The organism is Corallococcus sp. NCSPR001, assembly GCF_017309135.1.
In the GTDB taxonomy this organism is placed as follows: Bacteria; Myxococcota; Myxococcia; order Myxococcales; family Myxococcaceae; genus Corallococcus.
Window position 1 is genome coordinate 143575 of the sequence record NZ_JAFIMS010000001.1, and the last position, 14777, is coordinate 158351.

Genomic DNA, 14777 nt, shown 5'->3' on the forward strand with positions numbered 1-14777 from the left:
TCACCCGCGAGTCAGACGCCTTACGGTTGAGGCACACGACAGCCGCGGAGGCGGACCCATGGCACACATCAACCAGGAAATCCCCCGGGAGCAGTGGGCGAGCTACCTCGCCGGCATCAGCAAGAAGGACGTCACCCAGTGGGTGCGCGTGGAGTCCATCGACGCGGAGACGGGCGACCAGCCGCTCGCCGACCGCCTGCCCCTGGTGGACATCTCCCTGGAGAGGAAGGGGAGCGACTCCGGCGCGGTGCAGATCATCGTGGGCCGCGAGGACGGGCGCATCACCCACCGCATCCTCGAACCGGACCACGTCTACGCGGAGCTGGACAGCGACACGGGCGCGCTGGAGTGCCTGGAGATTGGCGAGCGCGGCGGCAAGACGCTCATCTTCTTCGAGCGCCCCACGGAGGCCGACGAGGTCTCCGCCCGCTTCTAACCGCCGCCAGAAACGGCACGAGGCCGACGGGCGCGTCCGAAAGGACGCTCCCACCGGCCCCTGCCCCCTCAAGCGTGAAGCTCAGCTCACGGGTACAGCGCGCGGGCGCCCTGCTTGTCCAGGGTCGTCAGCACGAGGTCGCCCGTCTGGGTGCCGTTGCACTGCGGGTAGTGCATGACGGAGGAGCGGTCGTAGGTGGAGGTCAGCGCGCGCCACTGGCTGTCCTCGTAGCAGCCGCTCGCCGTGGAGCGGGTGTGCTCGTGACGGAAGCCCAGCGTGTGGCCCAGCTCGTGGCGCAGGATGCCCGTCAGGGTCCAGGGCGACAGGTTGCCGAAGGCGCTGCTGTCCACCAGCACGTTGCGGCCAGAGCGGCTGGAGTTCGGGAAGAACGCGCGGGCCACGTAGGACTGGCCCGACACCGGACGGATGTCGAACAGCACGCCCGACTGGGACGCGGTGCAGGACGCGTCGTACTGGGACAGGTAGGTGAAGTTGACGCTCGCGGTGGCCTCCCAGGCCGCCGTCGCGCTCGCCATCGCGTTCACCATCTTCGTCTTGTTGGTGCCGAAGTTGTTGCTGATGCAGTACGTGAGGTTCAGCTTCTGCGTGCTGCTCCACTTGATGTCGCCGCCGATGTAGTACACGGCCAGGCCGTCCTGGGACTTGCCCAGCTGCGCCTCGACGACGTTGTGGAAGTAGGCCTTCAGCTCCTCCTCGGACTCCAGGGCCTCGTCACCGTTGACGATGATCTTCCCGCCCTCCCACGGCTCGCGGTAGGCGTTCGCCTGGAACTCCTCCCACGTCGGCTTGACCTCGGACTCCTGCGCGGACTCGGGGCCACCGCACGCGCCGAGCGTCAGCGACACGCCAGCCAGCATCGCAACAGAGCGGAACTTGAGCATTGGGAGACTCTTCCTGTGTGCTTCGAGGGATGCGCCACCACCGCCCTGGCCTTCCCGCCAGCCGCGTGTCGCGCGCCGGGCCATTGAGCAACTGTCGGGCCAACGGCACTCCCCAGGAGAAAAACAGGAAACGCGGGGATAGCTGGAGCGCTCCCGCTCCAGCCCTCCCCACGTCAACCGTCACTTCACGTGACGTTTACAAAGCCAAGTACCCTGAAGGATTATGCTTTTCCCGGGCGGCTCTTACTGTCTTGGAAAGAGACAGCAAGGTGTCCTGATTCCGGTCAGCCCTGGCTGTGGCTTTCCGGGGAATCCCTAGAGGATGGCGCGGCGCATCTTCCAGTAGGTCTCCTTGGCGATGCGGAAGCTGTTGGAGCCCGGGGGCAGCAGGGTGCGCAGCAGCTCCGCGGACTGAATCTGGAGGGGGCGCACGCAGTGGGCGTCCAGCTGGTGGCGCAGGTAGCCCACCATGTCGCGGCTGCGGTACTCGTTGAAGTAGTTGCGCAGCTCCGCCGCCGTGCGGGCCTTGCCGTTGTCCGCGTACTTGGCCACGAAGGGGCTGAAGTCCGGGTAGAGGCTGCCCTTGCCGAAGCCGCCGTGCACGGTGGTCTTCATGAAGTTGCCGATGAGCAGGTCGTCGAACACCTGGTACTTCACGGCGGTCATCAGCGAGTTGCGGGGCGCCTCGAAGGTGATGCCCTTGTGGAAGCGGCGCTTGTTGAACTCGATGACGTGCTCCTGGCCGCCCACGCGGAAGCGCAGGAAGTCCATCACCGTGCCCAGGTGCTCGACGGCGCGGAAGTACTGCTCCAGCTGCTTCACCTCGTCCGCCTCCAGGCGCTCGCTCCAGTCGTCCCCGAACTCCTTGGAGTCCACCGGCTTGATGGCGCGCTCCTTCGGGTTGATGGAGACGGAGGAGTCGTTGGTGAAGTCCTGGCGCAGGAAGGCCGGGAGCATCTCGCAGGTGTTGGAGGCGAAGCCCCGCGCGTAGTCCGGCAGCGTGGTGGTGTACTCGGAGCACCAGACGCTGTCGGAGCGCTGGTACTTGTGCATGGAGCTGAAGGGGACGAAGTAGCGCACGCCGTACGTCTCCGCCATGCGCGCGATGGTCTGTCCCACGGGCGTCTTCGCCGCCGCGTACGGGAGGATGCGGCGCCCGTCCTCGGTGAAGAAGTTCATCATGTCCGCGTCGCCGTAGCCGGACAGGGCCAGGAGGTACGACTCGCTGTACTCCTTGATGACCCGGCGCACGAAGCGGCCCTGGCCGCGGTCACCGGCGTCGTTGAGGTTGACGATGAGCCGGCCGCCCACCTCCACCAGCAGCACCGCGTCCTGGTTCACGTCCGGGATGCACAGCACGCGGATGCGCGGGGACAGGCGCGTCCATTCGCGGTCCTGGAGCACCTGGACCTTGAAGCCCGCCTCGCGCAGGTCGTCGCGGATGCGGCCGCCCACGTGGTTGGGGACCAGCAGCGTGCGCTCCCGCAGCTTCTCCAGCGACGCCATGCTCAGGTGGTCCGGGTGGCCGTGGGACAGCCACACGTAGGGGCAGTCCCGGATGGACTGGCGCTGCTCCTCCGGAATCTCGTGGGACAGGGTCCAGCTGCCGAAGTACGCGTCCCCGTCCGTCCAGGGGTCGGTCACCAGCACCGGCCCGTTGTCGTGACAGATGAGTGTGGCGTTGCCAATCGTCTCGAAACCCAGCTCCATTGCGCGCCCCCTTGGACCCCTCACGCCGCTCCCATTGCGCGTGTGGACGAGAAGGTGGCACCCGGACTTTTGCCTACAAGCTTGGGAAACAAGCTTCACGCCTGGCCGGTAGCCCCCCGCGCCTGCGGCCCAGGAAAAGGCGTTCCCTTGTCAGGCGGTTCGAGGCGGACGGCGCTGCCCCTGGAGTGCCCTGGACGGGTGGATCCACGCGCCCCTGTCCGCCGGGTGACACGCGGATCCGCCCGGCGTCAGCGTCGGCGGGACACGAGCGAGAGGATCTGCGGTCCGTAGCGCTCCGCGAGCGTCGGGCCCACGCCGTGGATGGACATCAGCTCCGCCCCGCTGGAGGGCCTCGCGCTGGCGATGGCGTCCAGCACGCGGTCGGTGAGGATGCGGAAGGCGGGCACCTTGCGCTTGCGGGCCTCGGTGAGGCGCCACTCCTTGAGGGTGGCCACCAGGGCGGGGGACGCTGGGGGCGGGTCGAAGTCCGGCGCCGCGTTGCGCGACGCGTTCCAGGAGGCGCGGGGACCCCGGCCTGGCGACGACTCCGGCGTGGCGCGCGCCTTCCAGCCGCGGGCCGGAGGGGCCTCGGTGGGGAAGGACTCCTGGCTGAAGTCGTCGGAGGCGGCGCGAGGGGCCCAGGACTCCGAGGCGCCCCGGCGGCTCTTGCCGCGTCCCCGAGACGCGCCCTCCGCGCTGGAGGCGGCGCGCTTGCGGGACGCGCGCTTCGTGCCACCGGCGGCCGTGCGGCCCTTGCGCTTCTTGGAGGGCACCTCGCGCGCCTGGGGGAGCACCACCTGTCCGGGAGCGATGACGCGGGCACGGCGGCCGGTGTCCGTGAGGGCCAGCCGCTGGAACTGGATGACCTGGCCGTCCTTGTCGAACGAGTCCGACTCCAGGCGCACCAGCCCCGCGCGCACCAGCCCGCCCACGAGCCGTTCGAAGTCGCGGCGGTGGAGCTGCTCCCCGAAGAGCTCCCGGTGAAGCCGTCCGGTGGCCTGGCCGTCGCGGGCGTGGAGGGCCTCCAGGATGCGGCCCAGCGCGTGGGCCTCCAGGGCGGAGGGCTCCTCGAAGCGGACCACCTCGCAGGACTCGGGGGCGCAGACGTCGCACAGGCCGCAGGCGGCGCCGGAGTCCTGCACGTCGCCGAAGTGGGCGACCAGGTGGCGCATGCGGCAGTCATGCGCCTCCGCGTAACGGCCCATCTGCTCCAGGTGGAGCTGCTTGCGCTCGCGCTGCGCGATGTACGCCACGGCCCAGCCCGCCCGGCCGCGCCGCACGTCCTCGTCCGGGGTCATCTCCACGCCGCCGTGGATCCACAGCTGCTCCAGGGCCTTGTCGAAGATTTCCGGGTCGCCGCGCACGCGGGCCTGGATGGAGGCCTTGGGCTCCAGTTCGTTGGAGGTGGCCTGGTAGATGCGTTCCAGGACGGAGGGGTCCGGGTAGTCGCGGCGGTGGAAGAACTCGTGGGTGCGCCGGTCCACGAAGGCGTGGAGCAGCACCGCGCGCGAGTCCTTGCCGTCGCGCCCCGCGCGGCCCAGCTCCTGGTAGTAGCCCTCCAGGCTCGCGGGCAGCGCCGCGTGGATGACGGTGCGCACGTCCGGCTTGTCGATGCCCATGCCGAACGCGGTCGTGGCGACGATGACCTCCAGGTGGCCCTTGAGGAAGGCGGCCTGGATGCGGTCGCGCTCCGACGGCTGGAGGCCCGCGTGGTACGGCGCGGAGTGGAAGTCGTGCGCGAGCAGGTCCGCGTACTGCTCCGCGTGCTTGCGCGTGGACGCGTAGACGATGGCGGGCCGGTGCTCCGGGTTCTTGAGCAGGGACAGGATGGCGTCGCCGCGGGCGCCCGGGTTGAGCTCGCGCACCTCGATGGCGATGTTGGTGCGGCGGAAGCCGTGGATGAAGGTGTGCGCGGCGCCGCCGCGTGAGCCCCGCAGGCCCAGCTGCTGGACGATGTCCTTCTGCACGTCCGGCGTGGCGGTGGCGGTGAGCGCCACCACGGGCGCGGGACGCAGCAGCGGCAGGCGCGAGCCCAGCAGCCGGTAGTCCGGACGGAAGTCGTGGCCCCACTGCGAGATGCAGTGCGCTTCATCGATGGCGATGAGCGAGGGCGTGCGGCGGGCCAGCAGCTCCACGAAGCCGGGGACGCCCAGGCGCTCCGGGGCGATGAAGAGGAAGTCCAGGCGCCCTTCGAGGTACTCGGCGCAGACCTGCCGGGAGGTGGCCCGGTCGCGGCCGGAGTGGATGCGGTCCGCGGCGAAGCCCAGCGACTGGAGCCGCAGCACCTGGTCCTCCATCAGCGCGATGAGCGGGCTGACGACGACGGTGGTGCCCGCGCGGGCCAGGCCCGGGAGCTGGTAGCAGAGGGACTTGCCCGCGCCGGTGGGCATCACCAGCAGCAGGTCCTCGCCGGACGTGGCCGCGCGGCAGACCTCTTCCTGGTACGGGCGGAAGTCGTTGAAGCCGAAGGCCTCCTTGAGGAGTCCGCGCAGCTTGTCCGGAGGCGTGGGAGCACGGTGCACGCGCTCCGGCCGGGTGCTGCCCATGTTCACGGTCTGGGGCTGACGTTTGGCTCGGCCGAAGCCCTCGGAGGAGGCCTGCACGAAGGCGGTGCGCACCTCCGCGGAGGGGATGTTGGGAGGCCGGTCCTGTACGCGCGGCGGCGCGGCCTGTGCGACGGCGCCCCCATGGCCGTCGGAGCCACCATGGGTGGAAGCCCCTGCGTGACGTGCATCCCCTGTCGCACCGTGGCCGAACGCGCGGGAGCCATCTCCCGCCATGCTCGCGGAGGCACCGACCTCATTGCGCGCGGTATTGGCACGGGCCGCGGCCTGCACGGTGGCGGTCGCGGCCTCACGGGTCCGGAAGAGGTCCTCGGTGGGGGCCTTCGCGGGATGCGGCCGGGTGGATTCGAAGCGCGCGCTCGATGCCGCGGCTTCGTTCCGGGCCCCAGGGCCCGCCACCGGCGTGGGCGGCAGCGACGTGGGCGCCTGGCCCACGACCTCCCGCACATACGCCTCGATGCCGCTCATGAACGCATCCAGCGCGCCCTGCCCGCGCTCGATGCGCTGGAGCCACGCTTCCCACTGCCCGGTCATCACCGGGGACTTCACGTCCGGGTGCACCACCTGGATGAGGTGGATGCCCTTGTCCGTGGCCACCAGGCGCTTGCCCTCACGGGTCAGGTACTCGCGCTCGAGCAGCAGCTCGATGGTCGCGGCGCGCGTGGCGGGCGTGCCCAGCCCCGTGTCGCGCATCGCGTCCACCAGCTCTTTCTCATCCAGCGTACGCCCCGCGGACTCCATCGCCGTGAGGAGCGTGGCCTCCGTGAAGCGCGGCGGCGGACGCGTGCGCTTCTTCACCGCCTCCACGTCCTCCACGGTCTGCGCCTGTCCGCGCGCGAGCCCCGAAGGCAGGTCCTGCGGCTCGTCGTCCGGCTCCTCCTCCTTGTCCTTGTCCGCGCCTTTCTTGCCCTCCGGCTTGAGGCGCGGCGCCTTCTGCCCGCCCCCCACGTCCAGGACCTTCCAGCCCACCTTCTCCACCTGCGTGCCCGCGCTGTGGAAGCGGTCCACCACCGGCCCCGCGTCCCCCTTCGACGTCACCGCGGTGATGACCGTGGTCACCTTCCAGACGTGGTCCTCGTGCCACGCCTGGAGCAGGCGCCGGCACACCAGGTCATAGAGGCGCTGCTCGTCCGGAGACAGCCGCACGCCGGACGCCGGCATGGGCGTGGGGATGATGGCGTGGTGGTCCGTCACCTTCGAGTCGTCCACGTAGCGCTTGCCCAGCGGGCGCTCGCCCGTGCCCGGCGCCAGGTCCTCCCGGTACGGAGCCTCGATGGCGCGCACCACCTCCGGCAGCGTGTCCGCCACCGTCTCCGACAGGTGCCGGCTCGCGGTGCGCGGGTAGCTCAAGAGCTTGTGCTTCTCATAGAGCGCCTGCGCGACCTCCAGCGTGCGCTGCGCGCTGAAGCCGTAGAGCCGGTTCGCGTGGCGCTGGAGCTCCGTGAGGTCGTAGAGCAGCGGCGGAGCCATCCGCTTCGTCTCCGCGTCCAGCGACTCCACCACCGCGTTGCCGCCGCGCACGCGGTCGATGACCCGGCCCGCCTCTACGCCGTCCGCGTCCAGCCGGCGCGCCTCGCGCACGGACTCGTAGCCCGGCGGAATCACCGGCTTGCCATCCGGCCCCGAGCGGAACCACGTGCCCTGGTAGCGGACCCCCACGGGCGCGCCCTTGCCGCGAGGCGAGAAGGTGGCCACGACCTCCAGGTAGTCCCGGGGCACGAAGTCGCGGATGGCCAGCTCGCGCTCCACCACCATGGCCAGCGTGGGCGTCTGCACGCGGCCCACGGACAGCATGTTGCCGTAGGTCCCGCTCGCCAGCGTGTAGAGGCGCGACAGGTTCATGCCCACGAGCCAGTCCGCGCGGCTGCGCCCCATGGCGGCGGCGGCCAGCGGCGCGTAGGCCTTGCCGTCCTTGAGGTGCTGGAAGCCGTCGCGGATGGCGCGCTCGGTGAGCGACGACACCCACAGCCGCCGCACCGGCTTGCGGCACCCGGCGGCGTCGTAGATGTAGCGGAAGATGAGCTCGCCCTCGCGCCCGGCGTCCGTGGCGCACACCACGGCGGACACCTCCGGCGCGTTCATCACGCGGCGGACGACCTCGAACTGGGCTTTCGTGGAGTCCGACACCACCAGCGGCCAGTCCCCCGGCAGCATGGGCAGCTGCGAGCGGTGCCACTTCTTCCATTCGGGGCGGATCTCATGTGGCTGGGCCAGGCCCACCAGGTGGCCAATGGCCCACGTGACGACGTAGCCGTTGCCGCGAAGGAAGCCCTCGCCGCGCTCGTTGGCGCCGAGCACCCGGGCGATGTCGCGCGCCACGGCGGGCTTCTCCGCCACCACCGCGAGGACGGAACTCCGCCCACCGCGAGCCGTCCCACCGTCCACGCTCGCGTCCCGCGACACCGACCTGTCCCATCCGGGCGACTCGCCCATCTCATCCCACCTCATGACCTGTCCCCTCCCCGCCCCTGAACGCCCACCCGCGGGGTCGGGCCCCCCACCGTGCGCGTCCCTACCCTTCCCTATCGCGAGAGGCTGACATGGCCAGGGCCCCCCTGTCCCGCTCCGTCACGCCCGCTCCCCCACCAGGGGGCCCGGACCTCGCGCCTCTCCTACTTGTCGCGATCACTCGGCACGCTTACTCCTCTCCCAAAGGGCCAAGCGAAAGCGGGACCGCATCTCGATGGTTGGCGCGTCGTGGTGAAGGCCTCTCAGGTTGGATTGTCGCCTCGGGACGTGCGACGTACGTTCGATGGGATGGCACTGGAGGTCCCAGGCGATCCTGCTCTCCTGTAGCGGACGCCAATGGCGAGGCGGCATCTCGACGACGTCTTGGGAGAAGGCATGGATACGCTGACCCCTCAGGAGCGCAGCGAGCGGATGTCGCGCGTGAAGGGGCGGAACACGAAGCCCGAACTCGTTGTCCGCCGCCTGGTCACCGCGCTCGGACACCGTTACCGGCTTCACTACGGCAAGGTGCCAGGGAAGCCCGACCTCGCGTTTCCCGGTCGGCGTAAGGCCATCTTCGTGCACGGCTGCTTCTGGCATCGACATCCCGACCCCACCTGCCCCCTGGCGCGACTTCCCAAGTCCCGCCTCGACTTCTGGCTCCCCAAATTGGAGTCGAACCGGGAGCGCGATCTGGCGAAGCGCGCGCAGCTTGAGGCGCTGGGATGGTCGGTCCTTGAAATCTGGGAGTGCGAGCTCACCTGCTCGCCAGAGCAGCTGACCGAACGGATCATGGAATTCCTGGGGCCCTCCAAGTTCGCGGCCAGGGACGTTGACTCGGCCGCTGGCACCGAGCCCGCAGCCAATGCGTGAGCCCAGGATGTAGCACCGCGTGAACCGGATCACGGCGTGGGGTTCCATGCTCGAAACCTCACCGTGAAGCGCATGATGGAAATGGCGCCAACCGAGGTTCCGCGGTACCACGACCCATTCATCGCGGGCTCGTTCGTCAGCCCGACCTTGTATGGACCCACGCATGGACTCGATTGAACTGTTCACGGGCGCGGGTGGCCTGGCCTTGGGAACGCACCTGGCGGGCTTCCACCATCGCGGTCTGATGGAGTGGAACGACGACGCGTGCGACACCCTTCGACGCAACGCGAAGTTGAACGCACTGCCCGGCATCAGCGGTTGGCGGGTGCATCAGACCGACGTGCGGATGATGTCCTTCGACCTCTTCGGCGAAGTGGACCTCGTCGCGGGCGGACCGCCGTGTCAGCCCTTCAGCCTTGGCGGCAAGCACCGCGCCCAGGACGACAGCCGCAACATGTTCCCCGAGTTCGTCCGCGCCGTCCGTGAGTTGCAGCCGCGCGCGTTCATCCTGGAGAACGTGAAGGGCCTGCTGCGGCAGAGCTTCAGCAACTACTTCGAGTACATCAAGCTCCAGCTCGAGTACCCGACCATCACCAAGAAGCGCGACGAAGAGTGGACCGACCATCGCAACCGCTTGGAAGAGGTGCGGACGAAGGGGCGGCACCAGGGCCTGAAGTACAACGTGATCTCCGAGCTGCTGAACGCGGCCGATTACGGCGTTCCCCAGACCCGTGAGCGGGTCTTCGTCGTGGGTTTCCGTTCCGACACGAACCTGGAGTGGCACTTCCCCGAGCCAACGCACAGCCTGGATGCGCTGAAGTGGGACCAGTACATCACCAAGGAGTACTGGAAGCGTCACCGGATCCGCGCGCCGAGAAACGAACCGGTCAGCTTGGGAGTGAAGCTGAGCGACCTGGAGCAGGAAGGACCCTTCAAGACGCAGCCCTGGCGCACGGTGCGAGACGCCATCGCGGGCCTCCCCGAGCCCATCGCGGGTCGCGACGCCAAGGACTTCAGCAATCATCGCCTCAACCCGGGCGCGAGGGTTTATCCAGGGCACACCGGAAGCCCCATCGATCTTCCGTCGAAGACGCTGAAAGCGGGCGTCCACGGAGTGCCGGGCGGCGAGAACATGATCGCATATCCGAATGGTTCGGTCCGGTACCTCACCGTGCGTGAAGCCGCGCGCGTCCAGACCTTCCCCGACACCTGGCTCTTCGAGGGTTCGTGGTCGGAGGCGATGCGGCAACTGGGCAATGCAGTCCCAGTGGACCTCGCCGCCGTGGTGGCCAACAGCGTGGCGGCGAAGTTGAATGCGGGAGATGAGCACTGACGAGTACAATCCACTCGACTACGCCAACCTGACGAAGAACTGCGTCGATGAGTTGATGACCCGGGGGCCCTATACCCTGGATCTGGACATACCTTTCGAAGGTGCCGGGGTCTACGCCCTCTTCTACAAGGGGAAACTGGATATATACGCGCCTGTCAGTTCCAAGAAGGCGCAGTGGCCTATCTACGTAGGCAAGGCCGTCCCGGCTGGGGCGCGCAAGGGAGCCAAGGAGACCGGAGCTTCTCGGTCGCTCTACTCTCGCCTCCGCCAACACCGGGAATCCATCAGGGCTGCGGATAACCTCGACCCAAAGGACTTCCTGGCAAGATACCTCGTGGTGACGCCACTCTGGATCACCATGGCCGAGCGCTTTCTCATCGAGCACTATCAACCCGTTTGGAACGTCTGCATCGAGGGTTTTGGTAACCACGACCCGGGCTCCGGACGCCATCAAGGTGAGCGTAGTTGGTGGGACACGCTTCATCCCGGTAGAGGGTGGGCGGAGAAGCTTGTCGCCAGCCGCAAACGGGGGGACGCCAAGCAACGCTTGAGCGAGTTCCTCAAGGATCATCGACCGGGAGCGAAGATGCCGGCGCTTCGAAGCGACCCCGACTTGTTCACCGAGGACGACGAGCAATAACCAATTGCCTACAAACTGCCCCCTGTTGGTGCGTAGACGAGGGTCGGCAAGCACCTTGAAATCAACATGCCCCGCGATCCACAGGACCCGATCCTTCAGACCGATGCTCACGACGAACCCGATGAGCAGACACCCGAAGGGGAGCCGGCGTCTCGAGTCATCGCCCCAATTCGGGATGAGCCAGATCACTTAGTCTTTCGCTTCGAACTCGGGCCCGCGATTCTTGCACAGCTTCTTGAGAAGCTTTCCCGTGTCGCTGCTGTTCCGATCCGTGAGGCGGAGGACGCGAAGTATCCGGGCTTCTACCAACTCCTTCTGCATGACCAGCCAAAGTACATCGGCAAAACGTCGCGGCCCATCAGTGTTCGTCTTCGAGAACATATAGGTAAACTTCGTGGCCGCACTGGAATCTCGCTTGCCGAGGTGCGGTGCCGGTACGCTTTCGTTGAGGACCCATCCCTGGTCGATGTGGCTGAAGGTGCTCTGATTGATTTCTTTTCACGACGCGGAATGGCGGATTGGAACTTGAGCGGATTCGGTTCGAAGGTCCCGGGATATGGCCGGGACCGAACCGCAGCATCCGCTTGGAGTCGTCAGTATCCACCAGACCTGACACATTCCGTGCTGGCAGGCACCTCCGAGCCCCTTGTGCTTTCCGACCTTGTGGCAGTCATCGGCTCACAATCACCCATCACGTTCACCATTCCAAAAGAATACAAGGCAAAATTCAAGGCAGCGCATGTGGCGCGTCACGGCATCACGCCTCAAACGCTGCCATTCATCCAGTGGGTTGATCTCGTGAAAGGCCTTCTTGCGCCAGGCTGGAAACTCATTCAGCAACCTGTAGGCTGGTACATCGTACCTAATACTACTTGATCAGATGCGTGACGGTCCTCGAGGAGGAGCGCGAGCGCCGAGTCTGCGGAGGCACAGCGGACAATGGCCGAGGCGGCGCAGCAGCAGATGCTGAAGCCGCCGACGCACCTGGGGAAGGGGCCAGGGAATCCTCCTCCGGGGGAAAAAGCGCTCGACGGAGCGCGAGGAAGCCATGGGCCACCATGCAGAGGGTGGCGTGGTGGTGAAAGCCTCTCCAGGTGCGGCCCTCGAAATGGTCCAGGCCGACTTCGCCCTTCATCTCCTGGTAGTCGCGCTCGACGCGCCAGCGCAGCTTCGCCAGGGTGACGAGGCGTTTGAGGGGCGTGTCTTCCGGCAGAGACGAGAGGTAGTACTTCGTTGGCGCGGCCTCGCCCGGCGGCCACTCACACAGGAGCCACTCGGGAGCGCCGGGCGCCTTGCGCACGACATGGCCTTCAGCGACCTGGATTCGCACTGCGGCGAAAGTGGAGGACTGCGTGCCGCGGCTGCCCTCGCGCCAGCTGATGCGGCGGTACTCCTCCTCGGGTAACTGGCGCGCCAACTCTTCAATCGTCCAGGGCTGCACGCCGCTGTCGTCGACGAAGCGAGTCCGGGGGCGTCCGTACGCGCCAGCCTTCTTCACGGGCAGGTGCGGCGTCGCCCCCGGAGGCCACACCTTGTGCTGCCCCGGCACGGCGACGAGGTAGGGCAGCCCGCGTGCCGTGAGTCCTTCGCGAAACTCCCGGCAATTGCCATACCCCGCATCCGCCAGGACGACGTGCTTGCGCACGCCCCACTCCAACGCGTCATCCAACTGCGACAGCGCCAATTCCCATTTGCGCGAGGCGCCTACCGCCTCGGGGACTCCGGCCGCCTTGCGTCGGTCCTTCTCCGTCACCCACTCCTCGGGCAGGTACAGCTGCATGCCGATACACCCGCTGCCACGAGCCCCAGCCAAATGCAGGCTGACGGCCACCTGGCAGTTGTCCGTGCGCCCCAGCGTCCCCGAGTACTGACGGGCGACTCCCACCGAGTGCTTCCCCTTCTTCGGGAAGCCCGTGTCGTCCACCACAAGGGCTTCCACCTCCGGCAGCCGCTCTTCCAGCTTCCGCGCCAGTCGCTCCCTCAGCGCCTCGTCGCTCCACGTCCCTTGCGAGACGCACTGCTGCAGTCGCTGGCGCATTGCCTCGACATCCCTGGCGTCCTCTACCAGCCGGGCCGCCATCGGCTCGATGCTCTTGCGCTCCCCATCCAGCAGTAGGCCCGTGACATAGGCCTCCATGGCGCGCCGCCTCTCCAGTCGCCCCATGCCGGCGACCATCTCTTCGAGATAGGCGCTCAGCGACTCATCCAACTTCTTGAGCTGCGCGGGTGTCATCCCGGCCGTAGATCACACGGGCCCCCTGGATTCAAGTGACCGGGTAGTACTAACGAGCCGCATTGAATAGCGGGAACGTCTAAATCCCCTGTTTCTGGCATCCTAGAAACCATCTCGAAATTGGGTGAGCGGCATTGAGCGATGACCGCTCCGCCATTGGTTCGAGAGTTGGATGACGGAAATCGCCCCGGCGCCAGCAGGCACCGGGGCGACTTGCGCACCACGTCCCAGGTCTTCTTTCCTCAGTGCACCGGCGCGGGCTGCGACGCCGGGAGCTCCGGACGCACAGGAGCAGGAGGCAGGGCGGGCGCCTGGCGGGACGGGGCCAGTGCGGGCATGCGCTTGGACACGTTGTGGGTGATGAGCCGCATGTTCCGGCCCCCCTGGGTGAAGAACGTGTAGCCCCAGTTCAGCATCACGAAGAGCCGGTTGCGGAAGCCGATGAGGTAGGCGATGTGCACGCCCGCCCAGACGCACCACGCGGGCAGCCCCTTCATGCGCCACTTGTCGAAGAGCACGCCCACCGCATAGCCGCGGCCAATCACCGCGAAGCTACCCTTGTCGTGGTAACGGAACGCTCGCAGCGGCTTGTTCGCCAGGCGGTCGCGGATGGTCTTCGCCGCGTGCCGCCCCATCTGCATCGCCGCCGGCGCGATGCCCGGCACGGGCTTGCCGTGCTGCTCCGCCGCCGCCACGTCGCCAATCACATACACGTCCGGCAGGCCCGGCGCCGTGAGCAGCGGCGTCACCTTCACCCGCCCCGCACGGTCCAGCGGCACCTCCAGCGAGCGCACCAGCGGCGACGCCGCCACCCCCGCGCCCCACAGCACCGTGCGCGTGGCGATGCGCTCGTCACCGAACGTGACGCCCTCCGCGTCCAGGTCCGTCACCAGGGCCCCGGTGCGCACCTCGACGTGCAGCTTCTCCAGGTCGCGCTTCGCCGCCTCCGACAGGTCCTCCGAGTAGGCGCTCAGCACGCGAGGCAGGCCTTCCAGCAGGACGACCCGCGCCTGGCGCGTGTCGATGCGCCGGAAGTCCTTCGGCAGCGAGTGCCGCGTCATGTACGCGAGCGCCCCCGCCAGCTCCACGCCCGTGGGCCCCGCGCCGATGATGACGAAGGTCATCCACTCGCGCTGGCGCGCCGGGTCGGGCTCGCGCTCCGCGGCCTCGAAGGCCGTCAGGATGCGCTCGCGGATGCGCACCGCGTCGTCCAGCGTCTTCAGGCCCGGCGCCACCTCCGCCCACTCCGGGTGCTTGAAGTACGAGTGCGACGCGCCCGTCGCCAGCACCAGCGAGTCGTAGGCAATCTCCCCGCCCTCCACGACGAGCACCTTGCGGCGCGCGTCCACCGACTTCGCGTCCGCCAGCAGCACCTCCGTGTTGCGCGAGTGCAGCACGCTGCGAATGGGCGCGGAGATGTCCGCGGTGTTCAACACCGAGGTCGCCACCTGATAGAGCAGCGGCTGGAAGAGGTGGTGGTTGTAGCGGTCCACCACCGTCACCCGCACGTTGTCCGCCTTGCCCAGGGCCTTCGCGGCCTCCAGCCCGCCAAAGCCCGCCCCCACGATGACCACGTGATGCCTGCTGTCCCGGTCGCGTTCCATGGCGGAAAAGGTGCGGACGCATGACGCGCCTGGC

The 14777-nt window shown here is 68.0% G+C and carries 10 protein-coding genes; 5 read left to right on the plus strand and 5 right to left on the minus strand.

Features of this window, described 5'->3' with window-relative positions; translation table 11 throughout:
- Positions 1-58 precede the first annotated feature (58 nt).
- Positions 59-436: a DUF5335 family protein gene (locus JYJ93_RS00635; protein WP_206785775.1), complete on the plus strand. Its 378-nt coding sequence runs from the start codon at positions 59-61 to the stop codon at positions 434-436.
- A gap of 86 nt (positions 437-522) precedes the next feature.
- On the opposite strand, the gene JYJ93_RS00640 is transcribed toward JYJ93_RS00635, so the two are convergent.
- From JYJ93_RS00640 to JYJ93_RS00650, 3 genes are all read right to left on the minus strand, one after another.
- Positions 523-1338 (minus strand): matrixin family metalloprotease, encoded by an 816-nt coding sequence (locus JYJ93_RS00640; protein ID WP_206785777.1) that lies wholly within the window; start codon positions 1336-1338, stop codon positions 523-525.
- Positions 1339-1653: 315 nt separating this feature from the next.
- Entirely contained in the window at positions 1654-3048 is a 1395-nt protein-coding gene (locus tag JYJ93_RS00645) for an MBL fold metallo-hydrolase (RefSeq protein ID WP_206785779.1), read from the minus strand.
- A 248-nt stretch (positions 3049-3296) separates the two neighbouring features.
- Entirely contained in the window at positions 3297-8060 is a 4764-nt protein-coding gene (locus JYJ93_RS00650) for a DNA topoisomerase 3 (protein ID WP_206785782.1), read from the minus strand.
- A gap of 396 nt (positions 8061-8456) precedes the next feature.
- Between JYJ93_RS00650 and JYJ93_RS00655 the strand changes: the two genes are divergently transcribed.
- The 4 genes from JYJ93_RS00655 to JYJ93_RS00670 all read left to right on the plus strand — a co-directional run bounded on the left by JYJ93_RS00655 (position 8457) and on the right by JYJ93_RS00670 (position 11782).
- Positions 8457-8933 carry a very short patch repair endonuclease gene (locus JYJ93_RS00655; RefSeq protein ID WP_206785783.1) on the plus strand — a complete coding sequence of 159 codons (477 nt, stop codon included), beginning with the start codon at positions 8457-8459 and terminating at the stop codon, positions 8931-8933.
- A 163-nt stretch (positions 8934-9096) separates the two neighbouring features.
- Positions 9097-10266: a DNA cytosine methyltransferase gene (locus JYJ93_RS00660; protein ID WP_206785785.1), complete on the plus strand. Its 1170-nt coding sequence runs from the start codon at positions 9097-9099 to the stop codon at positions 10264-10266.
- Positions 10256-10906, plus strand: a complete 651-nt coding sequence (locus tag JYJ93_RS00665) for an Eco29kI family restriction endonuclease (RefSeq protein WP_206785786.1) — start codon at positions 10256-10258, stop codon at positions 10904-10906. Before JYJ93_RS00660 ends, JYJ93_RS00665 begins: the two co-directional genes overlap by 11 nt.
- Positions 10907-10972: 66 nt before the next feature.
- Positions 10973-11782, plus strand: coding sequence for an Eco29kI family restriction endonuclease (locus JYJ93_RS00670; protein ID WP_206785787.1), 810 nt, complete (start codon positions 10973-10975; stop codon positions 11780-11782).
- Here the strand turns inward: JYJ93_RS00670 and JYJ93_RS00675 are convergent.
- Together JYJ93_RS00675 and JYJ93_RS00680 are read right to left on the minus strand one after the other, a co-directional pair.
- On the minus strand, positions 11775-13139 hold the full coding sequence (locus JYJ93_RS00675) for an IS701 family transposase (RefSeq protein ID WP_206785788.1): 1365 nt from the start codon (positions 13137-13139) through the stop codon (positions 11775-11777). The genes JYJ93_RS00670 and JYJ93_RS00675 overlap by 8 nt on opposite strands.
- A gap of 242 nt (positions 13140-13381) precedes the next feature.
- Positions 13382-14713, minus strand: a complete 1332-nt coding sequence (locus tag JYJ93_RS00680) for an NAD(P)/FAD-dependent oxidoreductase (RefSeq protein ID WP_206785789.1) — start codon at positions 14711-14713, stop codon at positions 13382-13384.
- Positions 14714-14777 lie beyond the last annotated feature (64 nt).

Excerpts from the sequence above, each read along its gene's own strand:
- JYJ93_RS00635 (WP_206785775.1), top strand. The coding sequence starts at position 59 with ATGGCACACATCAACCAGGAAATCCCCCGGGAGCAGTGGGCGAGCTAC.
- JYJ93_RS00640 (WP_206785777.1), bottom strand. The coding sequence starts at position 1,338 with ATGCTCAAGTTCCGCTCTGTTGCGATGCTGGCTGGCGTGTCGCTGACG.
- JYJ93_RS00645 (WP_206785779.1), bottom strand. The coding sequence starts at position 3,048 with ATGGAGCTGGGTTTCGAGACGATTGGCAACGCCACACTCATCTGTCAC.
- JYJ93_RS00650 (WP_206785782.1), bottom strand. The coding sequence starts at position 8,060 with ATGAGGTGGGATGAGATGGGCGAGTCGCCCGGATGGGACAGGTCGGTG.
- JYJ93_RS00655 (WP_206785783.1), top strand. The coding sequence starts at position 8,457 with ATGGATACGCTGACCCCTCAGGAGCGCAGCGAGCGGATGTCGCGCGTG.
- JYJ93_RS00660 (WP_206785785.1), top strand. The coding sequence starts at position 9,097 with ATGGACTCGATTGAACTGTTCACGGGCGCGGGTGGCCTGGCCTTGGGA.
- JYJ93_RS00665 (WP_206785786.1), top strand. The coding sequence starts at position 10,256 with ATGAGCACTGACGAGTACAATCCACTCGACTACGCCAACCTGACGAAG.
- JYJ93_RS00670 (WP_206785787.1), top strand. The coding sequence starts at position 10,973 with ATGCCCCGCGATCCACAGGACCCGATCCTTCAGACCGATGCTCACGAC.
- JYJ93_RS00675 (WP_206785788.1), bottom strand. The coding sequence starts at position 13,139 with ATGACACCCGCGCAGCTCAAGAAGTTGGATGAGTCGCTGAGCGCCTAT.